Annotated in this window: 24 protein-coding genes and 1 tRNA gene; 18 read left to right on the plus strand and 7 right to left on the minus strand. The window is 69.5% G+C overall.

The features are described from left to right. The first annotated feature begins 66 nt into the window (after nucleotides 1–66). A tRNA-Val gene (locus tag VFF97_RS15475) sits at nucleotides 67–141 on the plus strand. A gap of 47 nt (nucleotides 142–188) precedes the next feature. Here the strand turns inward: VFF97_RS15475 and VFF97_RS15480 are convergent. Beyond that, a complete protein-coding gene (locus tag VFF97_RS15480) occupies nucleotides 189–401 on the minus strand; it encodes a KTSC domain-containing protein (protein ID WP_325034396.1) in 213 nt (70 codons plus the stop codon). A gap of 43 nt (nucleotides 402–444) precedes the next feature. Between VFF97_RS15480 and VFF97_RS15485 the strand changes: the two genes are divergently transcribed. Further along, complete coding sequence (locus tag VFF97_RS15485) at nucleotides 445–1,101, plus strand: DNA alkylation repair protein (RefSeq protein WP_325034397.1); 657 nt, start codon at nucleotides 445–447, stop codon at nucleotides 1,099–1,101. 56 nt (nucleotides 1,102–1,157) lie between these two features. Then, entirely contained in the window at nucleotides 1,158–1,535 is a 378-nt protein-coding gene (locus VFF97_RS15490) for a hypothetical protein (RefSeq protein WP_325034398.1), read from the plus strand. Between the two features lie 21 nt (nucleotides 1,536–1,556). On the opposite strand, the gene VFF97_RS15495 is transcribed toward VFF97_RS15490, so the two are convergent. Both VFF97_RS15495 and VFF97_RS15500 read right to left on the minus strand, forming a co-directional pair. Continuing rightward, nucleotides 1,557–2,609: an alpha/beta hydrolase gene (locus VFF97_RS15495; RefSeq protein WP_325034399.1), complete on the minus strand. Its 1,053-nt coding sequence runs from the start codon at nucleotides 2,607–2,609 to the stop codon at nucleotides 1,557–1,559. Next, on the minus strand, nucleotides 2,606–5,035 hold the full coding sequence (locus VFF97_RS15500; RefSeq protein ID WP_325034400.1) for a GMC family oxidoreductase: 2,430 nt from the start codon (nucleotides 5,033–5,035) through the stop codon (nucleotides 2,606–2,608). Before VFF97_RS15500 ends, VFF97_RS15495 begins: the two co-directional genes overlap by 4 nt. Nucleotides 5,036–5,366: 331 nt before the next feature. Here VFF97_RS15500 and VFF97_RS15505 point away from each other — a divergent pair, with 331 nt between their 5' ends. The 3 genes from VFF97_RS15505 to VFF97_RS15515 are packed head-to-tail and all read left to right on the plus strand — an operon-like array spanning nucleotide 5,367 to nucleotide 9,513. Continuing rightward, complete coding sequence (locus tag VFF97_RS15505) at nucleotides 5,367–7,247, plus strand: peroxidase family protein (RefSeq protein ID WP_325034401.1); 1,881 nt, start codon at nucleotides 5,367–5,369, stop codon at nucleotides 7,245–7,247. A 48-nt stretch (nucleotides 7,248–7,295) separates the two neighbouring features. Beyond that, nucleotides 7,296–8,633: a cytochrome P450 gene (locus VFF97_RS15510; RefSeq protein ID WP_325034402.1), complete on the plus strand. Its 1,338-nt coding sequence runs from the start codon at nucleotides 7,296–7,298 to the stop codon at nucleotides 8,631–8,633. 13 nt (nucleotides 8,634–8,646) lie between these two features. Then, nucleotides 8,647–9,513, plus strand: coding sequence for an alpha/beta hydrolase (locus VFF97_RS15515; protein ID WP_325034403.1), 867 nt, complete (start codon nucleotides 8,647–8,649; stop codon nucleotides 9,511–9,513). 55 nt (nucleotides 9,514–9,568) lie between these two features. Here the strand turns inward: VFF97_RS15515 and VFF97_RS15520 are convergent, their stop codons facing one another. Together VFF97_RS15520 and VFF97_RS15525 are read right to left on the minus strand one after the other, a co-directional pair. After that, nucleotides 9,569–11,032: a hypothetical protein gene (locus VFF97_RS15520; protein WP_325034404.1), complete on the minus strand. Its 1,464-nt coding sequence runs from the start codon at nucleotides 11,030–11,032 to the stop codon at nucleotides 9,569–9,571. Between the two features lie 21 nt (nucleotides 11,033–11,053). Beyond that, on the minus strand, nucleotides 11,054–12,127 hold the full coding sequence (locus VFF97_RS15525; protein ID WP_325034405.1) for an alpha/beta hydrolase: 1,074 nt from the start codon (nucleotides 12,125–12,127) through the stop codon (nucleotides 11,054–11,056). A gap of 154 nt (nucleotides 12,128–12,281) precedes the next feature. Between VFF97_RS15525 and thrS the strand changes: the two genes are divergently transcribed. Both thrS and VFF97_RS15535 read left to right on the plus strand, forming a co-directional pair. After that, the gene (gene thrS, locus VFF97_RS15530; protein WP_325034406.1) at nucleotides 12,282–14,309 is read left to right on the plus strand and encodes a threonine--tRNA ligase; all 2,028 of its coding nucleotides are present in this window, start codon (nucleotides 12,282–12,284) and stop codon (nucleotides 14,307–14,309) included. A 422-nt stretch (nucleotides 14,310–14,731) separates the two neighbouring features. Continuing rightward, the gene (locus tag VFF97_RS15535) at nucleotides 14,732–15,295 is read left to right on the plus strand and encodes an HIT domain-containing protein (protein WP_325034423.1); all 564 of its coding nucleotides are present in this window, start codon (nucleotides 14,732–14,734) and stop codon (nucleotides 15,293–15,295) included. Nucleotides 15,296–15,316: 21 nt separating this feature from the next. Here the strand turns inward: VFF97_RS15535 and pdxY are convergent, their stop codons facing one another. Together pdxY and VFF97_RS15545 are read right to left on the minus strand one after the other, a co-directional pair. Further along, nucleotides 15,317–16,168, minus strand: coding sequence for a pyridoxal kinase PdxY (gene pdxY / locus VFF97_RS15540; protein WP_325034407.1), 852 nt, complete (start codon nucleotides 16,166–16,168; stop codon nucleotides 15,317–15,319). A gap of 17 nt (nucleotides 16,169–16,185) precedes the next feature. Then, on the minus strand, nucleotides 16,186–17,517 hold the full coding sequence (locus VFF97_RS15545; RefSeq protein WP_325034424.1) for an aminotransferase class I/II-fold pyridoxal phosphate-dependent enzyme: 1,332 nt from the start codon (nucleotides 17,515–17,517) through the stop codon (nucleotides 16,186–16,188). A gap of 117 nt (nucleotides 17,518–17,634) precedes the next feature. Here VFF97_RS15545 and pdxS point away from each other — a divergent pair, with 117 nt between their 5' ends. From pdxS to VFF97_RS15595, 10 genes are all read left to right on the plus strand, one after another. Next, entirely contained in the window at nucleotides 17,635–18,525 is an 891-nt protein-coding gene (gene pdxS, locus VFF97_RS15550; RefSeq protein WP_325034408.1) for a pyridoxal 5'-phosphate synthase lyase subunit PdxS, read from the plus strand. After that, the gene (gene pdxT / locus VFF97_RS15555; RefSeq protein ID WP_325034409.1) at nucleotides 18,515–19,147 is read left to right on the plus strand and encodes a pyridoxal 5'-phosphate synthase glutaminase subunit PdxT; all 633 of its coding nucleotides are present in this window, start codon (nucleotides 18,515–18,517) and stop codon (nucleotides 19,145–19,147) included. The genes pdxS and pdxT overlap by 11 nt, the downstream gene beginning before the upstream one ends. Nucleotides 19,148–19,156: 9 nt before the next feature. Then, on the plus strand, nucleotides 19,157–19,447 hold the full coding sequence (locus VFF97_RS15560; RefSeq protein WP_325034410.1) for a hypothetical protein: 291 nt from the start codon (nucleotides 19,157–19,159) through the stop codon (nucleotides 19,445–19,447). Next, complete coding sequence (locus VFF97_RS15565) at nucleotides 19,405–19,698, plus strand: hypothetical protein (RefSeq protein ID WP_325034411.1); 294 nt, start codon at nucleotides 19,405–19,407, stop codon at nucleotides 19,696–19,698. Before VFF97_RS15560 ends, VFF97_RS15565 begins: the two co-directional genes overlap by 43 nt. 9 nt (nucleotides 19,699–19,707) lie before the next feature. After that, nucleotides 19,708–20,259 carry a DUF1697 domain-containing protein gene (locus VFF97_RS15570; protein ID WP_325034412.1) on the plus strand — a complete coding sequence of 184 codons (552 nt, stop codon included), beginning with the start codon at nucleotides 19,708–19,710 and terminating at the stop codon, nucleotides 20,257–20,259. A gap of 45 nt (nucleotides 20,260–20,304) precedes the next feature. Continuing rightward, nucleotides 20,305–21,063: a YebC/PmpR family DNA-binding transcriptional regulator gene (locus tag VFF97_RS15575; RefSeq protein WP_325034413.1), complete on the plus strand. Its 759-nt coding sequence runs from the start codon at nucleotides 20,305–20,307 to the stop codon at nucleotides 21,061–21,063. Nucleotides 21,064–21,187: 124 nt separating this feature from the next. Beyond that, nucleotides 21,188–21,682: a crossover junction endodeoxyribonuclease RuvC gene (locus tag VFF97_RS15580; RefSeq protein ID WP_325034425.1), complete on the plus strand. Its 495-nt coding sequence runs from the start codon at nucleotides 21,188–21,190 to the stop codon at nucleotides 21,680–21,682. Nucleotides 21,683–21,738: 56 nt separating this feature from the next. Beyond that, nucleotides 21,739–22,362 carry a Holliday junction branch migration protein RuvA gene (gene ruvA, locus VFF97_RS15585; RefSeq protein WP_325034414.1) on the plus strand — a complete coding sequence of 208 codons (624 nt, stop codon included), beginning with the start codon at nucleotides 21,739–21,741 and terminating at the stop codon, nucleotides 22,360–22,362. Then, entirely contained in the window at nucleotides 22,355–23,389 is a 1,035-nt protein-coding gene (gene ruvB / locus VFF97_RS15590; protein WP_325034415.1) for a Holliday junction branch migration DNA helicase RuvB, read from the plus strand. Before ruvA ends, ruvB begins: the two co-directional genes overlap by 8 nt. A gap of 81 nt (nucleotides 23,390–23,470) precedes the next feature. Beyond that, a complete protein-coding gene (locus tag VFF97_RS15595; RefSeq protein ID WP_325034416.1) occupies nucleotides 23,471–23,935 on the plus strand; it encodes a preprotein translocase subunit YajC in 465 nt (154 codons plus the stop codon). The last annotated feature ends 9 nt before the right edge of the window (nucleotides 23,936–23,944 follow it).

The raw sequence follows: 23,944 nt of genomic DNA on the forward strand, positions 1-23,944 counted from the left end.
AAGCCGTTTACACGGGTTCGAATCCCGTCGCCACCTCCACTCCCGGTCCCGACCGGAGCATGACTCGGGCGATTAGCGCAGCGGTAGCGCGCTTCCCTGACACGGAAGAGGTCACTGGTTCGATCCCAGTATCGCCCACCACTCGAAACCCCCGGTTGACCGGGGGTTTTCTCGTTGACGCATCCGGATCACCTCACGCGTTCGCTGGGATACACCGGCCGGATGTGCCGTGCGAAATACCGGCCGACGCTGTCGGCGGACATGATTCCGCGGTGTACCGACGGCGGAACCGCGTAGTAGCGGTAGACGTCGCCCGACGTGAAGGCGATCTCGAGCACCGCCGTCGAGGGGTCGTAGCCGACGGCGGCGATCACGCTCGACTCCACGGGCACGTGCTTCATCGTCCAGACGATAAGCACGGCGGAGCGCGGATACCGTTGTGCCATGCCGCTCGCCGACCGCATCCGCTCCGGCCTCCGGGCGATCGCTGACCCCGAACGGGCCGCGGGACAGCAGGAGTACATGAAGTCCGCGATGCCCTTCTACGGCGTGCCCGTGCCCGAGGTGCGCCGTATCGCCCGCGCGGCCGCGAAGGGCGAGGCCGACCCCGACGTTCTGCTCGAGTCGGCACTCCAGCTGTGGAATGAGGCGACACGTCGTGAGGAGCGCTACGCGGCGCTCGCGCTGCTGGCACAGAGGCCGCTCCGCGCCGACCCGCGGCTCATCCCGGTCGTCGAGCGCATGGTGCGCACAGGCCGGTGGTGGGACTTCACCGACGAGCTCGCGCACCGCGTCGCCGAGGCGCATGACGCGCGACCCGCCGAGACGGCCGAGCTCGTCCGGCGGTGGAGCGTCGACGATGACTTCTGGATGCGCCGCATCGCGATCCTGTCGCAGCTCGGCCGCCGGGAGCGGGTCGACCGCGACCTTCTCGCCGCGGTGATCGAGCCGAACGCGGCCGACCGTGAGTTCTTCATCCGCAAGGCGATCGGGTGGGCATTGCGCGAGTACGCCCGCGTGGACCCGGCGTGGGTCCGGCGTTTCGTCGAAGAGCACGAGCTCAGCCCGCTGTCGGTCCGCGAGGCGCTCAAGCACCTCTGAGCCCTGCGCGGCGCGCACGGTCGCGGCACAGAGCACGTCCTGCCAGACTGCGACCCATGTCGTCGACACTGCTCGTGATCGCCGCGGTGCTCCTGGTGGCTCTCGGCGTGCTCCATTCGATCCTCGGCGAGCGGTACATCATCCGTCACCTCCTCGGCAGGGACGATCTGCCGTCGGTCCTCGGCGGGCAGACGTACACCGCCGGGGTCATCCGGTTCGCGTGGCACATCACCTCGCTCCTCGCGATCGGGATCGCGGCCGTGCTGGCGCTCATCGCCTTCGGAGCGGACTGGCGCGGCATCGTGATCGCGATCGGCGTCACGTGTCTCGCGTGTGCCGTGCTGCCGGTGGTCTACACACGCGGCCGCCATCTGTCGTGGGCCGTGTTCGGAGCCGCGGGCGTGCTGTGCCTGGTGGCCGCGATCATCGGCTGACGCCGGCGCGCGGCATCCGTCTCAGCGCTCGAGCTCGGCGAGCATGCGCGGGAAGACGTCGGCGTGCGCGTTCCGCCCGATGAACAGGTCGGTGTAGCGGTAGCCGGGGATGACGTGGAGCGAGTTGCGGCCCGGGTTGTGGCGCTCGAGGTGGTCGAACGACGCTTTCTGCGACTTGGGGAGGAACGCGCGGCTCTCCTCGCCCGCGAACAGCGCGAACTTCGCGTCGGTCTTCGGCGGGGAATCGGCGAAGCGTCGGGGGAGTCCGTTCCTTGCGTTCACGGCGACGAGCTGGCCCGCGCGATCCGACGCGGCGAGCTGTGCGTAGAAGCTGAAGGGGATCTTGCCGAACTCCGTGCGAAGCCAATCGTGCGTGGCATCCGTCAGATTCTCGTGTTTCCACAGAGCCGGATGCCCCGACCCCAGCGCGAAGCTCGCCATGTTGCACCCGGGGTTGCGGCACTCGGTGTGCCACAGGCGCACCACGTTGCGGGTGAGCAGGGCCACTCCGCGTTCGGGGCCGTCGCCCCACGCGACGTCGATGTACGCCGTGCGGTGGTGCAGCACGCGCCGCAGGACGTGCAGTTTCGCCTTCGTGGCGCGGGGGAGGATCGGATGCAGCGACGCCCCGCTCGCGACCACGACGTCGACCTCGGGGATGAGCCCCGCCACGGCGGCCATGCTCGATGCGGCGGCGCCCTGGCAGTGCGCGATGATCTTCACCGAGTCGGCACCCGTGCGCGCCACGACTTCGCGAACGGCGGACGGGATGTCGTGGCCGGCGACGTCGTCGAGCGTCCAGGGGAGCGGGTCGAGGTCGAGCGACCCTCGCCAGTTGAGCATCCACACGTCCCAGCCGTCGGCGACGAGCTCGTCGACGATCGAGCGCACGCCCGGCGGACGGAACATCTCCGCGCGCATGCCCGCGCCGTGCACCAGCAGCGCGGGCCCTCTGGTCGGCTCGCTCTCGCCGCGCACGCGGATCAGGGTGAGCGGCGTTCCGTCGTCGGTGTCGAAGAAGTGCACCTCGTTGCGGTAGCGCACCGCCGGTGTCACAATCCTCGGCGCGGTCACGTGATCATCTCCTCAGAGCGTCGCGTGCGGGCATCCGCGCTCGGGTCGTCGAGGTGCCGCTCGGGCGAGGCGTCGACAGGCGTGCGGGGCGCGGGGGACAGGTACGCGTCCATCACGGACTTCATGAAGAAGCCGCCGAACCGTGCGATCGCGCCGACGGACCCCGAACCGGCTCCGCGGAACGTGGTGATCTGCCGCACGAAGTCAAGGGGCAGGATGCGCAGCACCCCGGCGCCGATGACCTCGTCGGTCTCTCCGGGCGGGATGTGACCCTGCATGAGCGTCACGTAGAGCGTCGACGTGTCGCGCCAGACGTCGAATCCGGGATCGTCGCGAACGGTCTTGAAGCCGTACATCGTGAGCGGTGCGCCCGAGAGGTCGTTGAACCACAGGCGATACTGCATCTCGCGCGTGCCCTCGGCGTCGCCGGCGACGAACAGGTTCGCCCAGCCGCGCTTCACGGGGAGCTCCCCGCCGAGCACGTCGCACCGCACGAAACCCTCGGCCGTCGCCGTGTGATCGGGCTCGTTCGCGAACGTCTCGACGTCGGGCGCCGTGATCGTGAGCTGGAACATGAATCGGTGGGTCAGTTGCCGCCCGATCCGGTATCCCGTGACCGGGTCGGTCTCGCCGAGCGTCAGGTAGCCCTTCATCTGCTCGGTGAACTCCATGCCCGCGCCTTCGGCGGGTGCAGGAGGAGCGGTCTCGGATGCCGCGATCACCGCGCGAGGCGCGCGACGGCGTTTCGGCCTGGGTTTCTCGAGCGCACGTTCGACGGCGCGATCCGCCATCGCCGCGATCGTGAGGGACGGGTTCGGCCCGACGGGTCCCGGGACCGCCGAGCCGTCGACGACGAAGAGGTTGGGATGCCCGAACGACTCGTTCCAGCTGTCGACGACGCCTTCGTGCACATGGCGGCCCATGGGCGCGCCGCCGAGCGGATGCACCGTCACGACGCGCTTCGTCCACCACAGCGGGTTGTCGCGGAAGCGCCCGTCGAGCTTCTCGGTGATGTCGCGCATCGTCTGGCGCATCGCTTCGAAGTACGCGGCGCTCGTCGCGGTCGTCCAGTCGACGTCGAGCTCGCCGTCGCGCAGCGTGATCCTTCCGTCGGGCGTGTCGCGGCCCATGCCGAGCAGGGGGAGCGATGTCGCCGTGAGCCGCCCCTCTCCGATGAGCTTCGCGATCTCGGCCGAGATCGTCGATTCGTTCTTCTTGGCCATGCGGTGCGCCATGATCTTCGACACCACGTTCGCGGCGCGCTTGACCGATGATGTGACCTGCGCCGCCTCGATGAGCCAGTTCGCGAAGTCGGGGAAGCCGGCCTCCTGCACGTAGTAGCCGCGCCCCGCGCCCTCCTCGTCGACCCCGTCGGGGCGACGGATCGCGGTCGTGATGACCGGCCCGCGGTTCGGGTCGATGACCCGCAACTGGCCGCCCGGACGCGTCGTCGTCCCGCCCACGCAGAAGGTGAGCAGGTCGCCGTTGCCGCTGAAGCGCAGGCCGACCGCGCGGCCGAGTGACGGGAGGTTCACGCGGTTGCGCAGCAGGAGCGATGTCGTCCCGAAGGTGCCGGCGCCGAGGAAGAGCTGTCCGCACCGGATGACGCGCTCGGTGCGCTCGTAGTGCCCGTTCTCGTCGGGCTCGGCGGCGTACTGCCGGTAGCGCACCTCGTAGCCTCCGTCGGACACGGGCGCCACGCTGTAGACCTCGGAGAGGGTGCGGATGTCGGCGCCGAGGTGCGCGGCGGCGGAGAGGTACGTGTGGTCGAGCGTGTTCTTGGAGCCCTCGTTGCAGCCGAGGTCGCACTCGCCGCACAGGCGGCACGTGAGGCGCGTGACGCCGTGGATGTTGCCGTACGGAGCGTCGTCGATGATCTGCTTCTGACCGGCCCGCGCGCCCGGACGCGGGGCGAACGAGATCGCCAGCGGCGGGGAGAACGCCTCCAGGCCGAGCGCCTCGGCCGCTTCGCGCAGGGCCTTGGCCTTCGGCAGATCGGGATAGGGATTCGGGCTCGGCGTCATCATCTCCTCGACGGCGTCGTAGTGCCGATCGAGGTCCGCACGGCCGATCGGCCAGTTCTCGTAGCCGCCGCCCGGCAAGGGCGAATCGTGCACGAACCACCGCTCGTCTTTCCGCAGGAGCACATTCGCGTAGATGAGCGAGCCGCCGCCGAGGCCTGCCGACACGATGGCCTCGAGCTTTCGGAACGACCGGATGTCGAAGAGCCCGAGCAACTCGTCCTTCGGCTCCCAGAAGTTGCGGCTCATCTCATGCGGCGTGCGCGCGAACGTGCCGGGCGCGTACGCGCGGCCGCGCTCGAGCAGGACGACGGAGCGGCCGGCTTCGGCGAGGCGGAAGGCGGAGACGGAGCCGCCGAAGCCCGACCCCACGACGACGGCGTCGGCGTACTCGACCGCGGCCACGTCAGTTCTCCCCGGTGCCGGACGGCGCGAGCGTCCGTGGGCGGATGGCGGACATCGTCGGTACCTCCCGGTGGACAGCTGCTCACGGCGGAGTGCAGGCCGGCGACCCGCCGTCGAGCGGCGCGATCTCCCCAGTCATCGGCCCACTGCTCCTCACCGTAGTGAGCGGAGGTCGCCGCCTGCAATGTATTCAGAGCCCGGGTTGGGCCTCTTGATACAGGGGCGGCGGCCGCGGCATCCGTCACACCGCAGAAGGTGATGGTCGCCGAACCCCCGCATCACTATGATTCGGGCAGGACGACTGGGGATTCCTCCACGAACGGAGCTTGCATTGAGCAAACCGTCATTCTTCGACCGCGCGCTGGGGAGGTTCTACGCGCGGGTCAATCGCACGACGCCGTGGCACCGGCTTCCGTTCCTGCTGGGGCTGTTCAACCTCGTCGCCCTGCGCGATCAGCTGCGCGAGGAGAACCTCCACGACACGCGCACTCCCGGCCGCGCGCGGCTCACACCGGGCGTCACGCTCGCGACCGCACCCGAGGCCGAGCGGCGCTTCCGCTCGGCGGACGGCTCGTACAACGACCTCGCCGACCCCGACATGGGCAGGGCCGGCACGCGCTTCGCGCGGAACGTGCCGCTCGAGAAAGCCTGGCCCGAAGAAGGCGATGCCCTCATGTCGCCGAGCCCACGGCTCATCAGTCGCAAGCTCATGCGGCGCGAGGAGTTCACGCCGGCGACCTCGCTCAACCTCGTCGCCGCGTCGTGGATCCAGTTCCAGACGCACGACTGGTTCGCACATACCCGCGAAACGGACGAGCACCTCGAGGTGCCGATCGTGGAGGACGACGATCCATGGTTCGAGCGCCCCATGCGCATCCCGCGTACGAGGGCCGATGACACGCGCGTCGCGGCCGATGCGAGGCTGCCGCCGACCTACATCAACAGCCAGTCCCACTGGTGGGACGCGTCGGCGATCTACGGCTCCTCGAAGGAGCGCCGCGACCAGGTGCGCAGCGGCGTCGACGGCAAGCTGGTCCTCAAGGACGGGCAGTTGCCTCTCGACCCCGCGACAGGGGTCGCGCTGACCGGCTTCAGCGAGAACTGGTGGGTGGGTCTCGGGATGCTCCACACGCTCTTCACGCTCGAGCACAACGCCGTGTGCGACGAGCTGAAGAAGCACTACCCCGACATGACGGAGGACGAGCTGTTCGGCACCGCGCAACTCGTCGTGTCGGCGCTCATCGCCAAGATCCACACCGTCGAGTGGACCCCGGCGATCATCGCGCACCCCGTCATGAAGGTCGCGATGCGCGCCAACTGGTGGGGTCTCGCGGGCGAGCGCATCCACCGCCGGTTCGGGCGCATCAGCAGGAGCGAGGTGATCAGCGGCATCCCCGGGTCGGAGGCGGACCATCACGGTGCGCCATACCAGCTCACCGAGGAGTTCGCGGCGGTCTACCGCCTGCATCCGCTGCTGCCCGACCGGCTCGACGTGCGGGCGCTCGCCGACAACAGCGTCCTCGACACGATGGAGTTCCAGGAGATCATCCTCCTGAACGCGCACCGCGTGCTGACCGAGGGCGTGCGCACCGACGACCTCTGGTACTCCTTCGGCATCCAGCACCCGGGCGCCGTGCAGCTGCACAACTTCCCGAGCTGGATGCAGGACATCACGCTCCCCGACGGCGTGCGCCTCGACCTCGCGGCCCTCGACATCGCGCGCGACCGCGAGCGCGGCGTGCCGCGCTACTGCGAGTTCCGGCGCCTGCTGCACCTCAAGGCGCCCGAGACCTTCGAGGAGCTCACCGACAACCCGCAGTGGGCGCAGGAGCTGCGTGAGCTGTACGACGGCGACATCGAGCGCGTCGACCTTCAGGTGGGCATGCACGCCGAGACGCCGCCGAAGGGGTTCGGCTTCAGCGACACCGCCTTCCGCGTGTTCATCCTCATGGCGAGCCGCCGGCTGAAGAGCGACCGGTTCATCACCGACTGCTTCACGGAGGAGTACTACACGAAGGCCGGCCTGAAGTGGATCGCCGACAACACCATGAAGACGGTCCTGCTGAGGCACTATCCGAGCCTCGCTCCCGCCCTCGACGGCGTCGAGAACGCGTTCGCGCCGTGGAAGACGGTGCCCGCGACAGCCGCGGCCGGATCCGCCGCATCGCGAGCCGCACGAGACGGGGAATCGACATCATCCGTCGCCGCGTGACCCGCGGCACCCGCGCACGACCCGACGTCCGCGTCCTGAGGAGTTGACATGAGCCCCGAGAAACCGCTGCCGCCCGGTCGGTTCGGCCTGCCATGGGTGGGGGAGTCGCTCTCCATCGTGCGCAGCAACCACGGCTTCTACACCGACCGCTTCGCGAAGTACGGACCGGTGTTCAAGACGCGGCTGTTCGGCATCGACTTCGTCGTGTTCTCGGGTCACGAGGCGTTCCACGCCTTCGCGACCGATCCGCGCATCGAGCGCGGCGGGGCAGACCCCATCTCGGTCGAGCAGCTGTTCCTCAACTCGCTCGCACTCCTGGACGGGTCGGATCACCGCCTGCGCAAGGCGGTCATGCTTCGGGCCGTCGGGTTTCGGTCGGCGATCGAGGCCTACCTGCCCCGCATGCAGGCGCTCATGGAGCCGATGATCGAGCGCTGGGTGAAGGACGGCACCGAGACCGTGCTTCCCGAGCTGCAGCTGTTCGCTGCACGCCTCTCGGGCGCTCTCTACACGGGCGACGAGAGCGAGGAGGCGGCCCAAGAGCTCAACCGGGTCGTCGCCGACATGCGGGGCGGCTTCCAGACGATCCCGTTCCCGATCCCCGGCACGCCCTACGCACGGGCGATCCGGGCCCGCAACCGCCTCATCCAGATCGTCGACGACGCTGTCGCGGGCCACCAGACCTCCGACAACTACGACGACATCGTGTCTCGCATGCTCGTGGCGGCATCCGAGTCGGGCGTCGATGCGGACGAGCTCAAGGGCGACATCCGCCACCTCGTCTTCGCGAGCCAGGGCGGCTACTTCGTGCCGCTCACGCTGCTCACGATGGCTCTCGGTCAGCATCCGGAGATCGTCGAGAAGGCGCGCGCCGAGATCGACCGCATCGCCCCGTCAGGGCAGCTCACGATGGACCAGATCGACGAGCTGGAGTACCTCGAGCAGATCACGAAGGAGGTGCGCCGCTACTTCGCGATGAACTCGGCGACCTTCTTCGGACGCGTCAAGAAGCCCATGGAGGTCGCCGGCTACCGGATCCCGGCCGGATGGGGTGCGATCGGCGCGATCCACATCAACATGCGCAACGAGGACGTGTTCGAGGATCCGGACCGCTTCGACCCCGATCGGTTCGAGGCGGATGCCGAGGCCGCGCTGCCTCCCGGAAGCTACGTGCCGCACGGCGGCGGACTCGCGACGCACCATCGCTGCCCCGGCGAGAACATCGTCACGGTGGCGATGAAGATGTACCTCGTGCTGCTGCTGCGTCGTGCCACCTGGACGCTTCCGCCGCAGGACCTCGAACTCACGAACGAGCTGTTCCCCCTGCCCGAGAGCGGACTCGTGGTGAGCTTCCACGCGCACGCGCCCGTGAGTGCGACGGCCTGAGGGAGCGGATGCCATGCCCAAGCTCTTCCGGCTCGCGAGCGTCATGATGTCGGGGCTGCGTCAGCCCGTGGACCGCACGCCCGCCGAGGTCGGTCTCGACTTCGAGGACGTGACCTTCCCCTCAGCCGACGGTGTCACCTTGCGCGGGTGGTTCATCCCGGCGGGACCGGATCGCGCGCCCACGGTCGTGTGGGTCCACGGCTGGCCATGGAACAGGCTCGGGAACGTCGGAGGACGCGTGCCGTGGCCGGACCGCAGCGTCGACCATCTGCCGGCGACGAGGGCGCTGCACGACGCGGGGTTCCACGTGCTGATGTTCGACCTCGCGAGCCACGGTGAGAGCGGCGAGCGACTGCCGCTGACGTACGGAATGCGCGAGAAGCGCGACTACGTCGGCGCCGTCCGCTACCTGCGCACGCGCGCGGACGTCGACCCCGACCGTATCGGCGCGATCGGCATGTCGGCGGGTGGCAGCACGGTCCTGTACGGCACCGCAGAATGCCAGCCGATCCGCGCGCTCGTCGCGATCCAGCCCACGAAGGTGTCGATCTTCAGCCGCAACATGGCGCGCAGCGAGGCACGGCCTCTCGGCCCGCTGTTCGCGCGCATGCTCGACATCGTCTACTGGTTCCGTCGCGCGCCGGTGCCCAGCAGCCACGACCCCTCCGTTCCCGCGGCGGGACTCGGCGACACCGTCGTGCAGTACGTGCAGGGCACGGGCGACCAGTGGGGCGAGATGTCCGACGTCGAGCACATGTCCGCCGTCACGCCGAACTCGGCGGGCGTCATCGCCTACCCCTCCCAGGAGCGATACGGCGGGTATCAGTACATCAACACGCACACGAAGGACCTGGTGGACTTCTTCGCGAAGCACCTGTGACGACCAGGCGGATGCCGCGGCATCCGCCCCCCCCGTCGAAGATCCGACCGCGCGCTCAGCCGTGCCAGAGCGCGTCGTGCGCCGCCTGGCGCGTGTACTGCGCCGGATCGAAGAAGCGGTCGTAGTACTCGAGCTCGAGGTGCGAGAACTGCAACCACATGCCGGGCGTGTAGAACGCGTCGACGTGGGCGGGGAAGCGTCCGTACGTGTCCCAGACGTAGTTGCAGATCTCCTTCGTGTAGGCGATCTCATCGGGTCCGAACTTCGACCCCGCCTCGAGGAACGCGCGCGCGTCGTCGCGGTTGCGGTACGAACGGGAGAAGACGTCTTCGTTGCCGTACGCGGCGCCGCCGGCGGCGTACTTCGCCTCGATGACACGGTCGACCGCCTCGTCCATCGACGACACGTAGGGCGGCGTGAGCCCTTCGAGGATGCCGTCGATGCCGACCGGGTTCGGCTGCGACGCCGGCACGGGCGGCCACTTGCGGTGCTTCTTCGGCTCCTGCATCCGGAACCCGAGGCCGTGCCAGCCCTTCGCGTCGTCCTGCTGCCAGATGTACGGCGGGAAGACGGCACCGTGGATCCAGCCCCCGAGGCCCATCGCCTGCCCGAGCAGCATGAGGTTCTGGAAGTAGAAATGCGCCTCGTAGTCGGTGCGCATCGTGTGGGCGAAGCCGAGCGGCGCCTGGCTGTCGGCGCTCACGTACCCGCTGCGCACACGGTCGAGGCCGCCGATCGGGTGGTACGGGATCTTCGGGGTGATCCCGAGCCCGCCGCCGATCTTCGCGATCCACTCCACGACGTTCTTGGGGTGGAACGTGCGCCAGTCGTCGAGGAAGAGCGGGCGCATGCCGCCAGGCTCGGTCAGCAGGATGAGGATCGCGTTGATGTACTGCCACGTGCAGTCGACCACGGGGAAGAAGACCGTCGTGCCGGCGACGTTCGATGCCTGGTTGTTCCAGCCGAGGTAGTAGGGCCACTCACGCGGGAACTCGAGGCGGCGATCCGACACGCGCACGAGGCACTCGTCGGCGTACGCGATCCAGTCCGTCTCGGTCCAGTCGCCCCACTTCGGCGGCAGGTCGCGCAGCAGCTCGAGCGCGCGCTCACCCTTCGGCGCACGCAGCAGGAAGATGCCGTCGTCGTTGATCATGAAGAAGTGCGTCGCCTGCGCGTTGTCGGCGCTCGAGCCCGTGCGGGCCATGATGTTCAGGAACGGCGTGCCCAGCTCGGGCAGGCCGTTCGTCTCGACCAGCGGACCGTCGTGGGTCGTGACGCCCGTGATGCCGGCGACGCACGTCACGAGGATCGCCTCTTCGAGCTTGCTCAGCGGCGCGGGGTCGTTGTGACTCTCGTGGCTGAGCGGCCCCGCGTTGACCGAGAAGCCGCGCGGGATGCGCCGCGTGCGCCGCTCGGTCAGGGCCGACAGGAAGGGGTACTGCGCGAGATCCGCGAGAGCCGGATGCGCCCGCGCGCCGCCCGTCGCCGCATCCGTTCGTTCGTCGACGCTTCCGCTCATCGCATCTCCTCGGTCGATCGGTCAGTTGTGGCGGTCGAGCTGCTCGGTCACCAGTGGGTAGACGTCGCGCGCGGCGTCCTTGCCGATGAAGCAGTCCATGTGCGCGTACCCGGGCACCACGTGGCGCGAGTACAGCTCGGGGCCGTTCTGCTCGCGCAGCCACTCGTAGGTGAGCGCGCTGCCCTCCGGCAGGAACAGGCGGTTCTCCTCGCCGTGCAGGAACGCAATCGGCACACGCATGTTGTGCGCGCCGTCGAGGTAGTCGTGTTCGCCGTCCATGCTCACGGCGTGGTTCTCGCGGAGGATGCGCGTGATGTGGCGCAGCGTCGTCATGTTCGCGACGCCGAACGCCTCGTCGATGTGGTCGTGGGTCGCCTCGTTGAGGTTGTCGTGCTCGTAGACCTCGCCGTACATGAACATCACGCGACGGCAGAAGGGCCGGTCGCACGGCTCATCTCCGGACGGATAGACCGCGAGCGCCTTGTCGTACAGGCGCTCGATGAACGACGCGTCGTCGTCGATCTCGGTCGTGAGCGTGTCGACGCCGAGCGCCTTGATGAGATCGCCGGCGTAGATGCCGGCACGCAGCTCGTTGAGCGTGCCCGCACGCGGATGCAGTGTGAGCTGCGATGCGACGGCGGAGCGCACGCGCGCGAGCCCGTTGCTCAGCGCCATGAGCATCGTGAGCGAGCCGACGCAGTGCGCCACGATCTGCACGTCGTCGGCGCCGGTCGCCGTGCGCACGGTCGCGACCGCGGCGGGGTAGTCGTAACGGGCGATGTCGTCGAGCGTGAACTGCGTCGAGCCCGACGGCAGCGCGGGGCTCGCGCGGTAGTCGAACACCCACACGTCGTAGCCGTGCTCGTAGAGGTGCTCGGGGAAGTTCGTGTCGGTCGTGTCGATCGTGAACGCGAGCGCCGATGTGCCGAAGCCGGGGGAGAGGATGACCGGACCCTTGGACCCGCCGTTGAAGCGCGTGAGGCGCAGGCCGACCCCGTCCTCGGTCGTGAACTCGTGGATCTCTGGCTCGCCGCAGCGCAGCGGCCGCCGCGGACGCTCCGCCGTCGTGATCGCGCCGTCATCGGCCTGCGTCATCGAACCCCCCGAGTTCAGCGGTGCGTTCCCCGCCGCGCCATGGGCCCCAGCTCGCGCGGCGACGATTCAGCATATTGCCGAGGAGGCGCGGAGGGAACGGCTGATACCTGCGCGACCGGTAGCCTTGATCCCGAGCCACCTCTGGAGAGTTCCCTTGACTGACGTCGCCATCCCGTCGGACGTTTCCTACCCCGCCGACGGATTCGCCCTCTTCCCCGACCGCTCCGTCATCGCCCTGCGCGTGAACGGCGAGCTGAGAGACCTCGCCACGACGGTCGAAGAGACGGATGCCGTCGAGCCGGTCACCATCGACAGCCCCGACGGCCTCGACATCCTTCGCCACTCCACGGCGCATGTGCTCGCGCAGGCCGTGCAGCGCATCAACCCGCAGGCGAACCTGGGCATCGGTCCGCCGATCCAAGACGGCTTCTACTACGACTTCGGCGTCGCGGAGCCCTTCACGCCGGAAGACCTCAAGGCCATCGAGAAGGAGATGCAGCGCATCATCCGCGAGGGCCAGCGCTTCGTGCGCCGCGTCGTGACCGACGACCAGGCGCGCGCCGAGCTCGTCGACGAGCCGTTCAAGCTCGAGCTCATCGGGCTGAAGGGCCCTTCGACCGGCTCAGGGACCGAACTGTCGAAGACCGAGGGCGCGTCGGTCGAGGTCGGCGCGGGCGAGCTCACGATCTACGACAACGTCGACCGCGACGGGCAGACCGTGTGGAAGGACCTGTGCCGCGGCCCGCACCTGCCGAACACGCGACTCATCGGCAACGGCTGGGCGCTCCAGCGCGTCGCCGGCGCGTACTGGCGGGGGAGCGAGAAGAACCCGCAGCTGCAGCGCATCTACGGAACCGCGTGGCCGAGCAAGGACGAGCTGCGCGCGTACCAGGCGCGCCTCGAGGAGGCCGCGAAGCGCGACCACCGCCGCCTCGGCAAGGACCTCGACCTGTTCTCGTTCCCCGACGAGATCGGCTCGGGCCTCTCGGTGTGGCACCCCAAGGGCGGGATCATCCGCCAGGAGATGGAGCAGCACGCCCTCGAGCGCCATCGCGAGGGCGGCTACACCTACGTGTACACGCCGCACATCACCAAGAAGGACCTCTTCATCGAGTCCAACCACCTCGTCACCTACAAGGAGGGCATGTTCCCGCCCATCCACCTCGACGAGGAGCGGGACGAGAGCGGCGAGATCACCAAGCCGGGCGTCGACTACTACCTCAAGCCGATGAACTGCCCGATGCACATCCTGATCTACCGCGAGCGTGCTCGCAGCTATCGGGATCTGCCCATGCGGCTCTACGAGAACGGCACCGTCTATCGGTACGAGCTCTCGGGCGCGCTGCACGGCCTCACGCGCGTGCGCGGCTTCACGCAGGACGACTCCCACCTGTTCGTCACCCTCGAGCAGCTCGAGACCGAGGCCTCGCGCGTGCTCGACTTCGTCCTCTCGATGCTGCGCGACTTCGGCCTCACCGAGTTCGAGCTCGAGCTGTCGCTGCGCGACGACGAGAAGGACAAGTGGATCGGCGACGAGGAGCACTGGGCGATGGCCAGCGACGCGCTGCGACGTGTCGCCCAGGCATCCGGCCTCAAGCTCACCGAGGTCCCCGGCGAGGCCGCGTTCTACGGGCCCAAGATCGACCTGAAGACCAAGGACGCGATCGGCCGCACGTGGCAGCTGTCGACCGTGCAGATCGACTTCAATCTGCCCGAGCGCTTCCACCTCGAGTACACGGGTCCCGACGGCGAGAAGCACCGCCCGGTCATGATCCACCGCGCGCTGTTCGGCTCCGCCGAGCGGTTCTTCGCGATCCTGCTCGAGCACTACGCCGGCGCGTTCCCGGTGTGGCTGTCGCCTGTGCAGGTCGTCGGCATCCCCGTCGCCGAGGAGTACGCCGACTATCTCGCCGGCGTCGTCGACCGGCTCAAGGGTCAGGGCGTGCGGGCCGAGCTCGACCACGGCGACGACCGCATGCAGAAGAAGATCCGCAACCACACGACCCAGAAGGTGCCGATCATGCTCATCGCGGGCGAGCAGGACCGCGCCGCCGGGGCCGTCTCTTTCCGCTTCCGCGACGGATCGCAGCTCAACGGCATCCCGGTCGACGAGGCCGTGCGCCGCATCCGCGACGCGATCGACACGAAGGCGCTCGTGAACACCGCCGAGGACCTCGCGTGAGCGAAGACGTGGTCCCTGAGCCTGTCGAAGGGCGTGTCGACGGTTCGACGGGCTCACCGGCCGGTGGGGGTGCGGTCCCTGAGCCTGTCGAAGGGCCTGTTGACGGTTCGACGGGCTCACCGGCCGCTGGGGGTGCGGTCCCTGAGTCTGTCGGAGGGCGTGTTGACGGTTCGACGGGCTCACCGACCGGCGGGGGTGTGGTCCCTGAGCCTGTCGAAGGGCCTGTTGACGGTTCGACGGGCTCACCGACCGCTGGGGGTGTGGTCCCTGAGTCTGTCGGAGGGCGTGTCGACGGTTCGACGGGCTCACCGACCGGCGGGGGTGCGGTCCCTGAGCCTGTCGAAGGGCCTGTTGACGGTTCGACGGGCTCACCGGCCGGTGGGGGTGCGGTCCCTGAGCCTGTCGAAGGGCCTGCGGCCGAGCTGATCGACGGTCCCGACGCGAAGCTCATCGACGCGGCGCACCTGCCGGGCGTGCCGGACGAATTCCAGCGGCTGTGGACACCCCACCGCATGGCGTACATCACGGCGGGGCCCGAGCCGCTGCGGCACACGTGCCCGTTCTGCGCGGCGCCGACGATGACCGACGAGGAGGGGCTCATCGTCGTGCGCGGACGCACCGCCTACGCGCTGCTGAACCTCTTCCCGTACAACTCAGGCCACCTGCTGGTGTGTCCGTACCGCCACATCGCGACGTATGACGAAGCCACGGATGAAGAGGTCGCCGAGATCGGTCTGCTGACACAGCAGGGCATGCGCGTGCTGCGCAAGGTCTCGAACTGCGACGGGTTCAACATCGGCATGAACCAGGGGCGCGTCGCCGGTGCGGGCGTCGACGAGCACCTGCACCAGCACATCGTGCCGCGGTGGGCGACCGACGCGAACTTCTTCCCGATCATCGCGAAGACGAAGGCGCTGCCGCAGCTGCTCGGCGAGGTGCGCAAAGCGGTCGCCGACGCGTGGCCGGAGCATCCCGTCGCCGACTGACTCGGCCCTCCGGGCTGCGGGTCAGCGGACCTGACGCACCTCGAACTGCAGACGCGGGTGGGCGTAGAACTCCTGCGCCTCGACGAGCTGCAACTCGCGCTCCCCGGACTCGTGCGTGAGCGAGAGCAGGTCGAACACGCTGGAGGTCGTACGGGCAAGAGCCACGCCGGCGTCACCCGTCTCGCGGTAGTGCGCCGTGAAGAGTGCCGCCGTCACATCACCGGAGCCGTTCGCCTTCATCGGCAGGAGCGGCGTCTGCACGATCCACGCCCCGGCGTCGTCGACCGCGAGCATCTCGATCGTGCCCTCCTCTCGGTCGGGGCGCTCGACGCTCGTCACGAGCACCGTGCGCGGCCCGGTCTCGCGGACGAGGTCGACAGACGCGAGCGTCGACTCGAGCGTGTCGGGCTCGGTGCGCGTGAGGTAGCCCAGCTCGAACTGATTCGGCGTGACGATGTCGGCGGCGGGCACCACGCGGTCGCGCAGCAGATCGGGGATGGCGGGCGCCACGAAGCATCCGGATTTCGCGTTCCCCATCACCGGATCGCACGCGTACACGGCGTTCGGGTTCGCCGCCTTCACGCGTGCGACGGCGTCGAGGATGACGTCCGCGATGCCCTCACCGCCCTGGTAGCCCGACAGCACGACGTCGATCTCGGGGAACACGCCGCGGTCCTCGACGCCGGCGAGCACCTCGCGCACGTCGGCGGGATCGATGAGCGGCCCGCGCCACGCGCCGTAGCCCGTGTGGTTGGAGAAGTTCACGGTGTACACCGGGAGCACCTCGACGCCGATGCGCTGCAGCGGGAACACCGCCGCGGAGTTGCCCACGTGACCGTATGCGACGGCGGACTGGATCGAGAGGATCTTCACCGGTCGATCTTCGCATCTCACGGAGAGACCCGCTCCGCCGCGACGCGCACCGCCGCCGCGACGTCGGCGGCGAGCTGCTCCGCGTCGGCGTCGTCGAGGTCGTGCACGGTGAGCCGCAGTCGCATCGACGGCTCTCCGTCGGCGTCGAGCACGAAGTCGTCGCCGATGCGGGCGAGCCAGCCCCGCCGCATGAGCTGCTCGGCGACCGGCCGCGCGGGCACCGGCACGCGCACCCACAGGTTGAGGCCGTCGCCCGGTGCGGCCGGCACGCCGTGCGCGGTGAGCCGCTCGGCGAACGCGGCGTTGCGCCGCGCGTAGTGTCGGCCTGCCCGCTCGATCTCTTCGATCACGTCGGCGTCGGTGACGAGTGCGTGGACGAGCCGCTGCAGCAGGTGGCTCACCCACGTCGTGCCCGGCGTGAGCCGCATCGCCAGACGGTCCGCCGTGTGCGGGTCGGACGCGGTGACGGCGACGCACATGTCCGGTCCGAGGAACTTCGACACCGACCGGATGAGCGCCCACCGGCGATGCTCGGGCCCGATGAGCGAGTGGTACGGGCGCTGGGACAGCATCGAGAAGTGGTCGTCTTCGATCACGAGCACATACGGATGCTCCGCCAGAAGCCCCCGCAGCTCGGCCGCGCGACGCGCCGACAGGCTCGCGCCGGTGGGGTTCTGCGCCCGCGGCGTGCACACGACCGCGCGCACGCCCTCGGCGAGGGCCGCCCGCAGCCCGTCCACGGTCATGCCCTCGTCGTCGACGGGTACGGGCACGGGCCGGTAGCCGCCGAGCCGCACGGTGTGGATGCTCGCGAGGAAGCACGGGTCTTCGAGGGCGACGCCGTCGTCGCGGGTCAGCGCCTGCGCGAGCAGCCGCTCGACGGCGTCCGCCGCGCCGCTGGTGATTGTGATGCGCATGGAGTCCGCGGCCGGCACGTCGCCCATCCACTCGCGCGCCCACGACTCGAGGTCGGGGTCGATGACGGGCTCGCCGTAGAGGACGGGGCGGCCGGCCATCCGGGCGAGGGCGCGGGTCGGGTCGGGGATGAGATCGGGATCCGGATTGCCCGTTCCGACGTCGCGCAACACGCTGTCGGGCGCGAATCCCTCCTGCGGAACGGGGGAGCGCTCGGCGACGTGCGTCCCGCCGCGACCGCGCGTGACCAGCAGGCCGCCCTGCGCGAGCTGCCGGTACGCCGCCACGACCGTGTTGCGGTTCACGCCCAGCTGCTCGGCGAGACTGCGGACGGGCGGAAGCGGGTCTCCGGCGCGCAGCGATCCGCGCTCGATGAGGCCGCGCAGGCTCAGCGCGATCTCGGAGGCCGAGCTTCCGTCGATGTCGAGAGTCACAGTCACCGTCCGTCCTTGCCGCGTCGGATGCCGCGTCCGGCAATGCTATCGTTTGGCCTAGGCCAATGTGGGATTTGTCCAGGGCCGAACGGCAGCATCCGAACGAAGGGATCTCCTGTGACCACCGCCGAACTGGGGACCGCGCGCGTCAAGCGCGGTCTGGCAGAGATGCTGAAGGGCGGCGTCATCATGGACGTCGTCACCGCCGACCAGGCGAAGATCGCCGAAGACGCGGGAGCCGTCGCCGTCATGGCGCTCGAGCGCGTCCCGGCCGACATCCGCGCCCAGGGCGGCGTCGCGCGCATGAGCGACCCCGACCTCATCGACGAGATCATCGCGTCGGTGTCGATCCCCGTCATGGCGAAGGCGCGCATCGGCCACTTCGTCGAGGCGCAGGTGCTGCAGGAGCTCGGCGTCGACTACATCGACGAGTCCGAGGTGCTCTCGCCGGCCGACTACGTCAACCACATCGACAAGTGGACCTTCACCGTCCCGTTCGTGTGCGGTGCGACCAACCTCGGCGAGGCGCTGCGCCGCATCAACGAGGGCGCCGCGATGATCCGCTCGAAGGGCGAGGCCGGCACGGGCGACGTGTCCGAGGCGACCAAGCACATCCGCAAGATCACGAGCGAGATCAACCATCTGCGCTCGATGACGAAGGACGAGCTGTACGTCGCCGCGAAGGAGCTGCAGGCGCCCTACGAGCTCGTCGCCGAGGTCGCCGAGACCGGCAAGCTGCCGGTCGTCCTTTTCGTCGCCGGCGGCGTCGCGACCCCCGCGGATGCCGCGATGATGATGCAGCTCGGTGCGGACGGCGTCTTCGTCGGATCGGGCATCTTCAAGTCGGGCAACCCCGCCGAGCGCGCCGCCGCGATCGTGAAGGCGACCACGTTCTACGACGACCCGACGGTCATCGCCGACGTGTCGCGCGGACTCGGGGAGGCGATGGTGGGCATCAACGTGGCGGACCTGCCCGCGCCGCACCGGCTCGCCGAGCGTGGCTGGTGACCCGAGACCCCGGGTAGGGGTCCTCGCCCTCCAGGGCGACGTGCGCGAGCACGTGCGGGCGCTGACGTCGCTCGGCGCCGACGTCGACCTCGTGCGTCGGCCTGCCGAGCTCGAGCGCGTCGACGGCCTTGTGATCCCCGGGGGCGAGTCGAGCGTGATCGACAAGATGTCGCGGGCGTTCGGCATGCAGCATCCGATCCGGGACGCGATCCGCTCGGGCCTGCCGGTGTACGGCACGTGCGCCGGCCTCATCATGCTCGCCGACCGGATCACCGACGGCATCGCGGGGCAGGAGACGTTCGGCGGCCTCGACGTGACGGTGAAGCGGAACGCATTCGGCAGTCAGGTCGACTCGTTCGAGACGGATCTCGAGGTGCCCGTCCTGGGTGAGCCGCCCGTGCACGCGGTCTTCATCCGCGCGCCGCTCGTCGAAGAGGTGGGACAGGGCGTCGAGCCGCTCGCGAGGCTCGACGACGGCCAGGTCGTGGCGGTCCGCTCCGGCAACCTGCTCGGCACGTCCTTCCACCCCGAGGTGACGGGTGATCTGCGCTTCCACGGGCTCTTCCTCGACGCCGTGCGCGCCCACGCCGGGCGGCACGGAGCGGATGTCCGCGCGGGTTAGATTTCTGCCATGACGATCAACGCGTGGTGGCGCGACAGTCCCGAGGAACGCTACTGGATGATCGCCCCGTCGCGCGGGGTCGTGGGCGACGCGCTGATCGCCCCGAAGGCCGACGACGACCGTCGCTTCGAGTGGTCGCACGAGCTCGTCGCATGCACCGAGCCGGGCGACACGCTCTTCGTGTGGGATCGCACGCTCGCGGTGCCCGGCATCGGAGCGTGGGGCGCATCCTCGGTCCGCTCGGCGAGGAGGGCCGGATGCGTCGTGGGCGACTTCTGCCGCACTGGCGCATGCCCGTGAGCGACACCCTGCGGCTCGCGTCTCCGATCTCGCTCGCGTCGCTGCGCCGGGTGGGCGGTGAGATCGTGGCGCTGCGCGACCGCCTCGAGGCGGCGGTCGAGGGCCCGGTCTACTTCCCGTTCATCGGCGCGCCCGACACGCTGGCGCCCGCGCCCGACACGCTGGCGCCCGCGCCCGCGTACATCGCGAAGATGCCGCGCGACCTCGTGGCGCTGCTGTCGTCGCGCTTCGGGTTCGAGTTCGCCCTGTAGCCTCTCGATGTGACCGTGTGGATCGCGCTCCTGCGCGGAGTCAACGTCGGCGGCATCACGATCCGCAGCGCGGACCTCGCCGACCTCTTCCGCTCCCTCGAGCTCGAGGGCGTGCGGACGGTGCTCGCGAGCGGCAACGTGCGCTTCGAGACGGGCGGCGGGGCATCCGCTCGCGCGAAGCTGAAGAGCCGGATCGAGAAGGCGCTGCGCGAGCGGTTCGGCTACGACGCGTGGATCGTGCTCGTCACGGCGGACGAGCTGGCGAAGGCGATCGAACGGTTCCCGTTCGACGAAGAGGACTCGTCGCGACAGCCGTGGGTGATCTTCTGCTCCGACGGCGACGTCGCGAAGGAGCTGGCGGATGCCGCGGCATCCGTCGACGATCAGAAGGCCGACCCCACGGCCTTCGAGAAGGTCTCTCCGCACCTGTCGGTCGTGTACTGGAACCCCGTCAAGGGCACGACGACCGACACAGCCTTCGCGAAGGTGCTCGCGAAGGCGCGGTACAAGTCGACCACGACGAACCGCAATCTCCGCACGCTCGCCAAGCTCGTCGACTGACCCCCGCGCGGGGGCGCGGCATCCGGGTCAACTAGAATCGATCGCATGTCCGGCCACTCCAAGTGGGCGACGACGAAGCACAAGAAGGCCGTCATCGACGCGCGTCGTGCCAAGTCGTTCGCCAAGCTCATCAAGAACATCGAGGTCGCCGCGAAGCTCGGCGGTCCCGACCTCGCAGGCAACCCGACCCTGTACGACGCCGTGCAGAAGGCGAAGAAGACGTCGGTTCCCAACGACAACATCGATCGCGCGATCAAGCGTGGCGCGGGCATCTCGGGCGACGCGGTCGAGTACCAGAGCATCATGTACGAGGGCTACGGGCCGAGCGGTGTCGCCCTCATGATCGAGTGCCTCACCGACAACAAGAACCGTGCCGCCGCCGAGGTGCGCACGGCCCTCACGCGCAACGGCGGCTCGCTCGCCGACCCCGGCAGCGTCGCGTACAACTTCTCGCGCAAGGGCGTCATCGTCGTCTCCGGCGAGGGTACGACCGAAGACGACGTCATGGAGGCCGTCCTCGAGGCGGGCGCCGAAGAAGTCGAGCCGCACGCGCAGGGCTTCGAGGTGATCACCGAGGCATCCGACCTCGTCACCGTCCGCACGGCGCTGCAGGAGGCCGGCATCGACTACGAGTCCGCCGACGTCGAGTTCGTGCCGAACCTCAAGGTCGAGATCGACGCCGAGACGGCGCGCAAGGTGTTCCGCCTCATCGACGCGCTCGAAGACAGCGACGACGTGCAGAACGTCTACAGCAACTTCGATCTGACGCCCGAGGTCCAGGCGGAGCTCGAAGAGGACGACTGACCGGCGCCGGGCGCGCCTGGCCGCCGTGGCCGAAGGGCGCGCATAGCGTAGGGGAGTGCCATCCCTTCGCGTCCTCGGGGTCGACCCCGGCCTCACCCGGTGCGGGCTCGGCGTCGTCGACGTCATGCCCGACCGGTCGGCGACGCTCGTGCACGTCGGAGTCGTGCGATCCGATGCGGATGCCCCGATCGAGGCGCGGCTCGCCGTGATCGCAGCGGGCATCCGCGCGGTCATCCGCGACCATTCGCCGCACGTCGTGGCGGTCGAGCGCGTCTTCGCGCAGAGCAACCGGCACTCGGTCATGGGAACGGCCCAGGCGAGCGGCGTCGCGCTGCTCGCGGCAGCCGAGGCGGGGCTGGCAGCGGCGACGCACACGCCGAGCGAGGTGAAGGCGGCGATCACGGGCTACGGATCGGCCGACAAGCGTCAGGTGCAGACGATGGTCGCGCGCGTGCTGCGCCTCGACGAGCTGCCGAAGCCGGCGGATGCCGCGGACGCGCTCGCTCTCGCGCTGTGCCACGCGTGGCGAGGTTCCGCACCGACCGCGGGGGCCCCAGCGCACCGGACGCTCACTCCCGCACAGCGTGCGTGGCGGCAGGCCGAGCGTGTGCGCCGATGACGCGCCGCACGCGTGTCGCTCGAACATACGTCCGAACCGCCTCCTAGGGTGAAGTCATGATCTCCTCGCTGCACGGTCGCGTGGCCCATGCCGACGCAGACCACGTCGTCGTCGAAGTCGGCGGTGTCGGCTACGCGGTGGCCGTGCCGCCGCAGGTCTCGCGCGCCGCGCGCATCGGCGAGGAGCTGCGGCTGCACACGAACCTCGTCGTGCGAGAGGACGCGCTGTCGCTGTTCGGGTTCGAGACGCGCGAGGAGCTCGTGGTCTTCACGCAGCTGCTCGGGGTCACGGGCGTCGGTCCCAAGTCGGCGCTCGGCGTGCTGTCGGCCCTGTCGGTCGACCAGATCGCCGAGGCGGTCGCGGCCGATGACGAGGCTCCGTTCCGCCGCGTCTCGGGCATCGGCCCGAAGACGGCGAAGCTCATCGTGGTGCAGCTCGCGGGCAAGATCACCCCGTCCCGGCCCGTCGGAGCCCCCGCCCAGGCGGGTCCCGCCGACGCGGTCTTCGCCCAGGTCGCCCAAGCGCTCGTCGGGCTCGGCTGGTCGGAGCGGGTCGCGGCCGAGGCCGTGGCATCCGTCGCCTCCGAGGCGCCCGACGCGGATCGCGCGTCGGTGCAGGCGCTGCTGCGGATGACCCTGTCGGTCCTGGGCCCGGCGCGGAAGGAGCCCGCCGGTGGATGAACTGCGCGACGCGACCGAGCCCGTCGACGAGACCGAGCTCGCGATCGAGGGAGCGCTGCGTCCGACCTCGCTCGCGGAGTTCGTCGGGCAGCCCAAGGTGCGCGGCCAGCTGCAGCTGCTGCTCGACGCTGCCCGCATCCAGCAGCGTCCGCCCGACCACATCCTCCTCGCGGGGCCTCCGGGTCTCGGCAAGACGACGCTCGCGATGATCGTCGCCCACGAGAGCGGGCGGCCCCTGCGACTCTCGAGCGGCCCGGCCATCCAGCACGCGGGCGATCTTGCGGCCCTCCTCTCGAGCCTCACGCCGGGGGAGGTGCTCTTCATCGACGAGGTGCACCGCATGGCGCGCACCGCCGAAGAGATGCTGTACCTCGCGATGGAGGACTTCCGCATCGACATCATGGTCGGTAAGGGCGCGGGCGCGACGAGCATCCCGCTCGACCTCGCCCCGTTCACGCTCGTCGGCGCGACGACGCGGTCGGGCCTGCTGCCCAACCCGCTGCGCGACCGCTTCGGCTTCACCGCCCACCTCGAGTACTACGACCCCGAAGACCTCGAGCGCGTCATCTCGCGCTCGGCGGCGATGCTCGGCGTCGACCTGCCCCCCGAGTCGTTCGCCGAGATCGCACGCCGCTCGCGCGGCACGCCGCGCATCGCGAACCGCCTGCTGCGCCGCGTACGGGACTACCTCATCGTGCACGGACGAGAGAAGGGCGCGGCGGACGCCGCGGTCAGCGCCGCCCTCGAGCTCTACGACGTCGACTCGATCGGGCTCGATCGTCTCGACCGCGCGGTGCTCGACGCGATCGTGCACCGGTTCCGCGGCGGGCCGGTGGGCCTGTCGACGCTCGCGGTCACGGTCGGCGAGGAAGCCGAGACGATCGAGTCTGTCGTCGAGCCGTATCTCGTGCGGATAGGGTTCATGGGGCGCACGCCGCGCGGGCGCATCGCGACACCGGCGGCGTATGAGCACCTGGGCATGAGGCATCCGGATCACGCACAGGCGCTGAGACTCGATGACCTATAATCGCTGAAGGCTTTCGCCAGACCCCCTTGCACGGCACCGCTGCCCCGTTGTGTGCCCGATTCGAAAGGTGCCCACACCTCCATGGACTTCGCGAGATTCTTCGCCGACTACGGCCTCATCATCCTTCTGGTCGTACTCCTGATCTTCATGTTCTGGAGCTCTCGCCGCCGGATGCAGAAGCAGAAGGCCGAGCAGGAGGCGAAGGCGCGCCAGACCGTGCCGGGCGCCGAGGTGCTCCTGCAGGGCGGGCTCTACGGAACGATCGTCTCGTACGACGCCGACAACCTCGACCAGCCCGCGATCGTCGAGCTCGCCCCCGGCGTGCAGATCAAGGTGCACAGCCAGGCGATCCTGCGCGTCGTGAGCCCGACCGAGGGCGTCGTCACCGAAGACGAGTACCTCTCGGCCGAGGAGAGCCACGCCGAGTACGCCGAGGGCGTCGCCGACGGCGAGATCAGCTCGATCAGCGACGACCAGAAGCGCGCCGCCTCGGACGGCTCGGCCGACGAGTCCGACTCCGACACCGGCACGAAGCCGCAGGCCTGATCCGCAGCC

Origin of the sequence: Microbacterium sp. (genome assembly GCF_035687345.1) — a bacterium.
Taxonomy (GTDB): Bacteria; Actinomycetota; Actinomycetes; order Actinomycetales; family Microbacteriaceae; genus Microbacterium.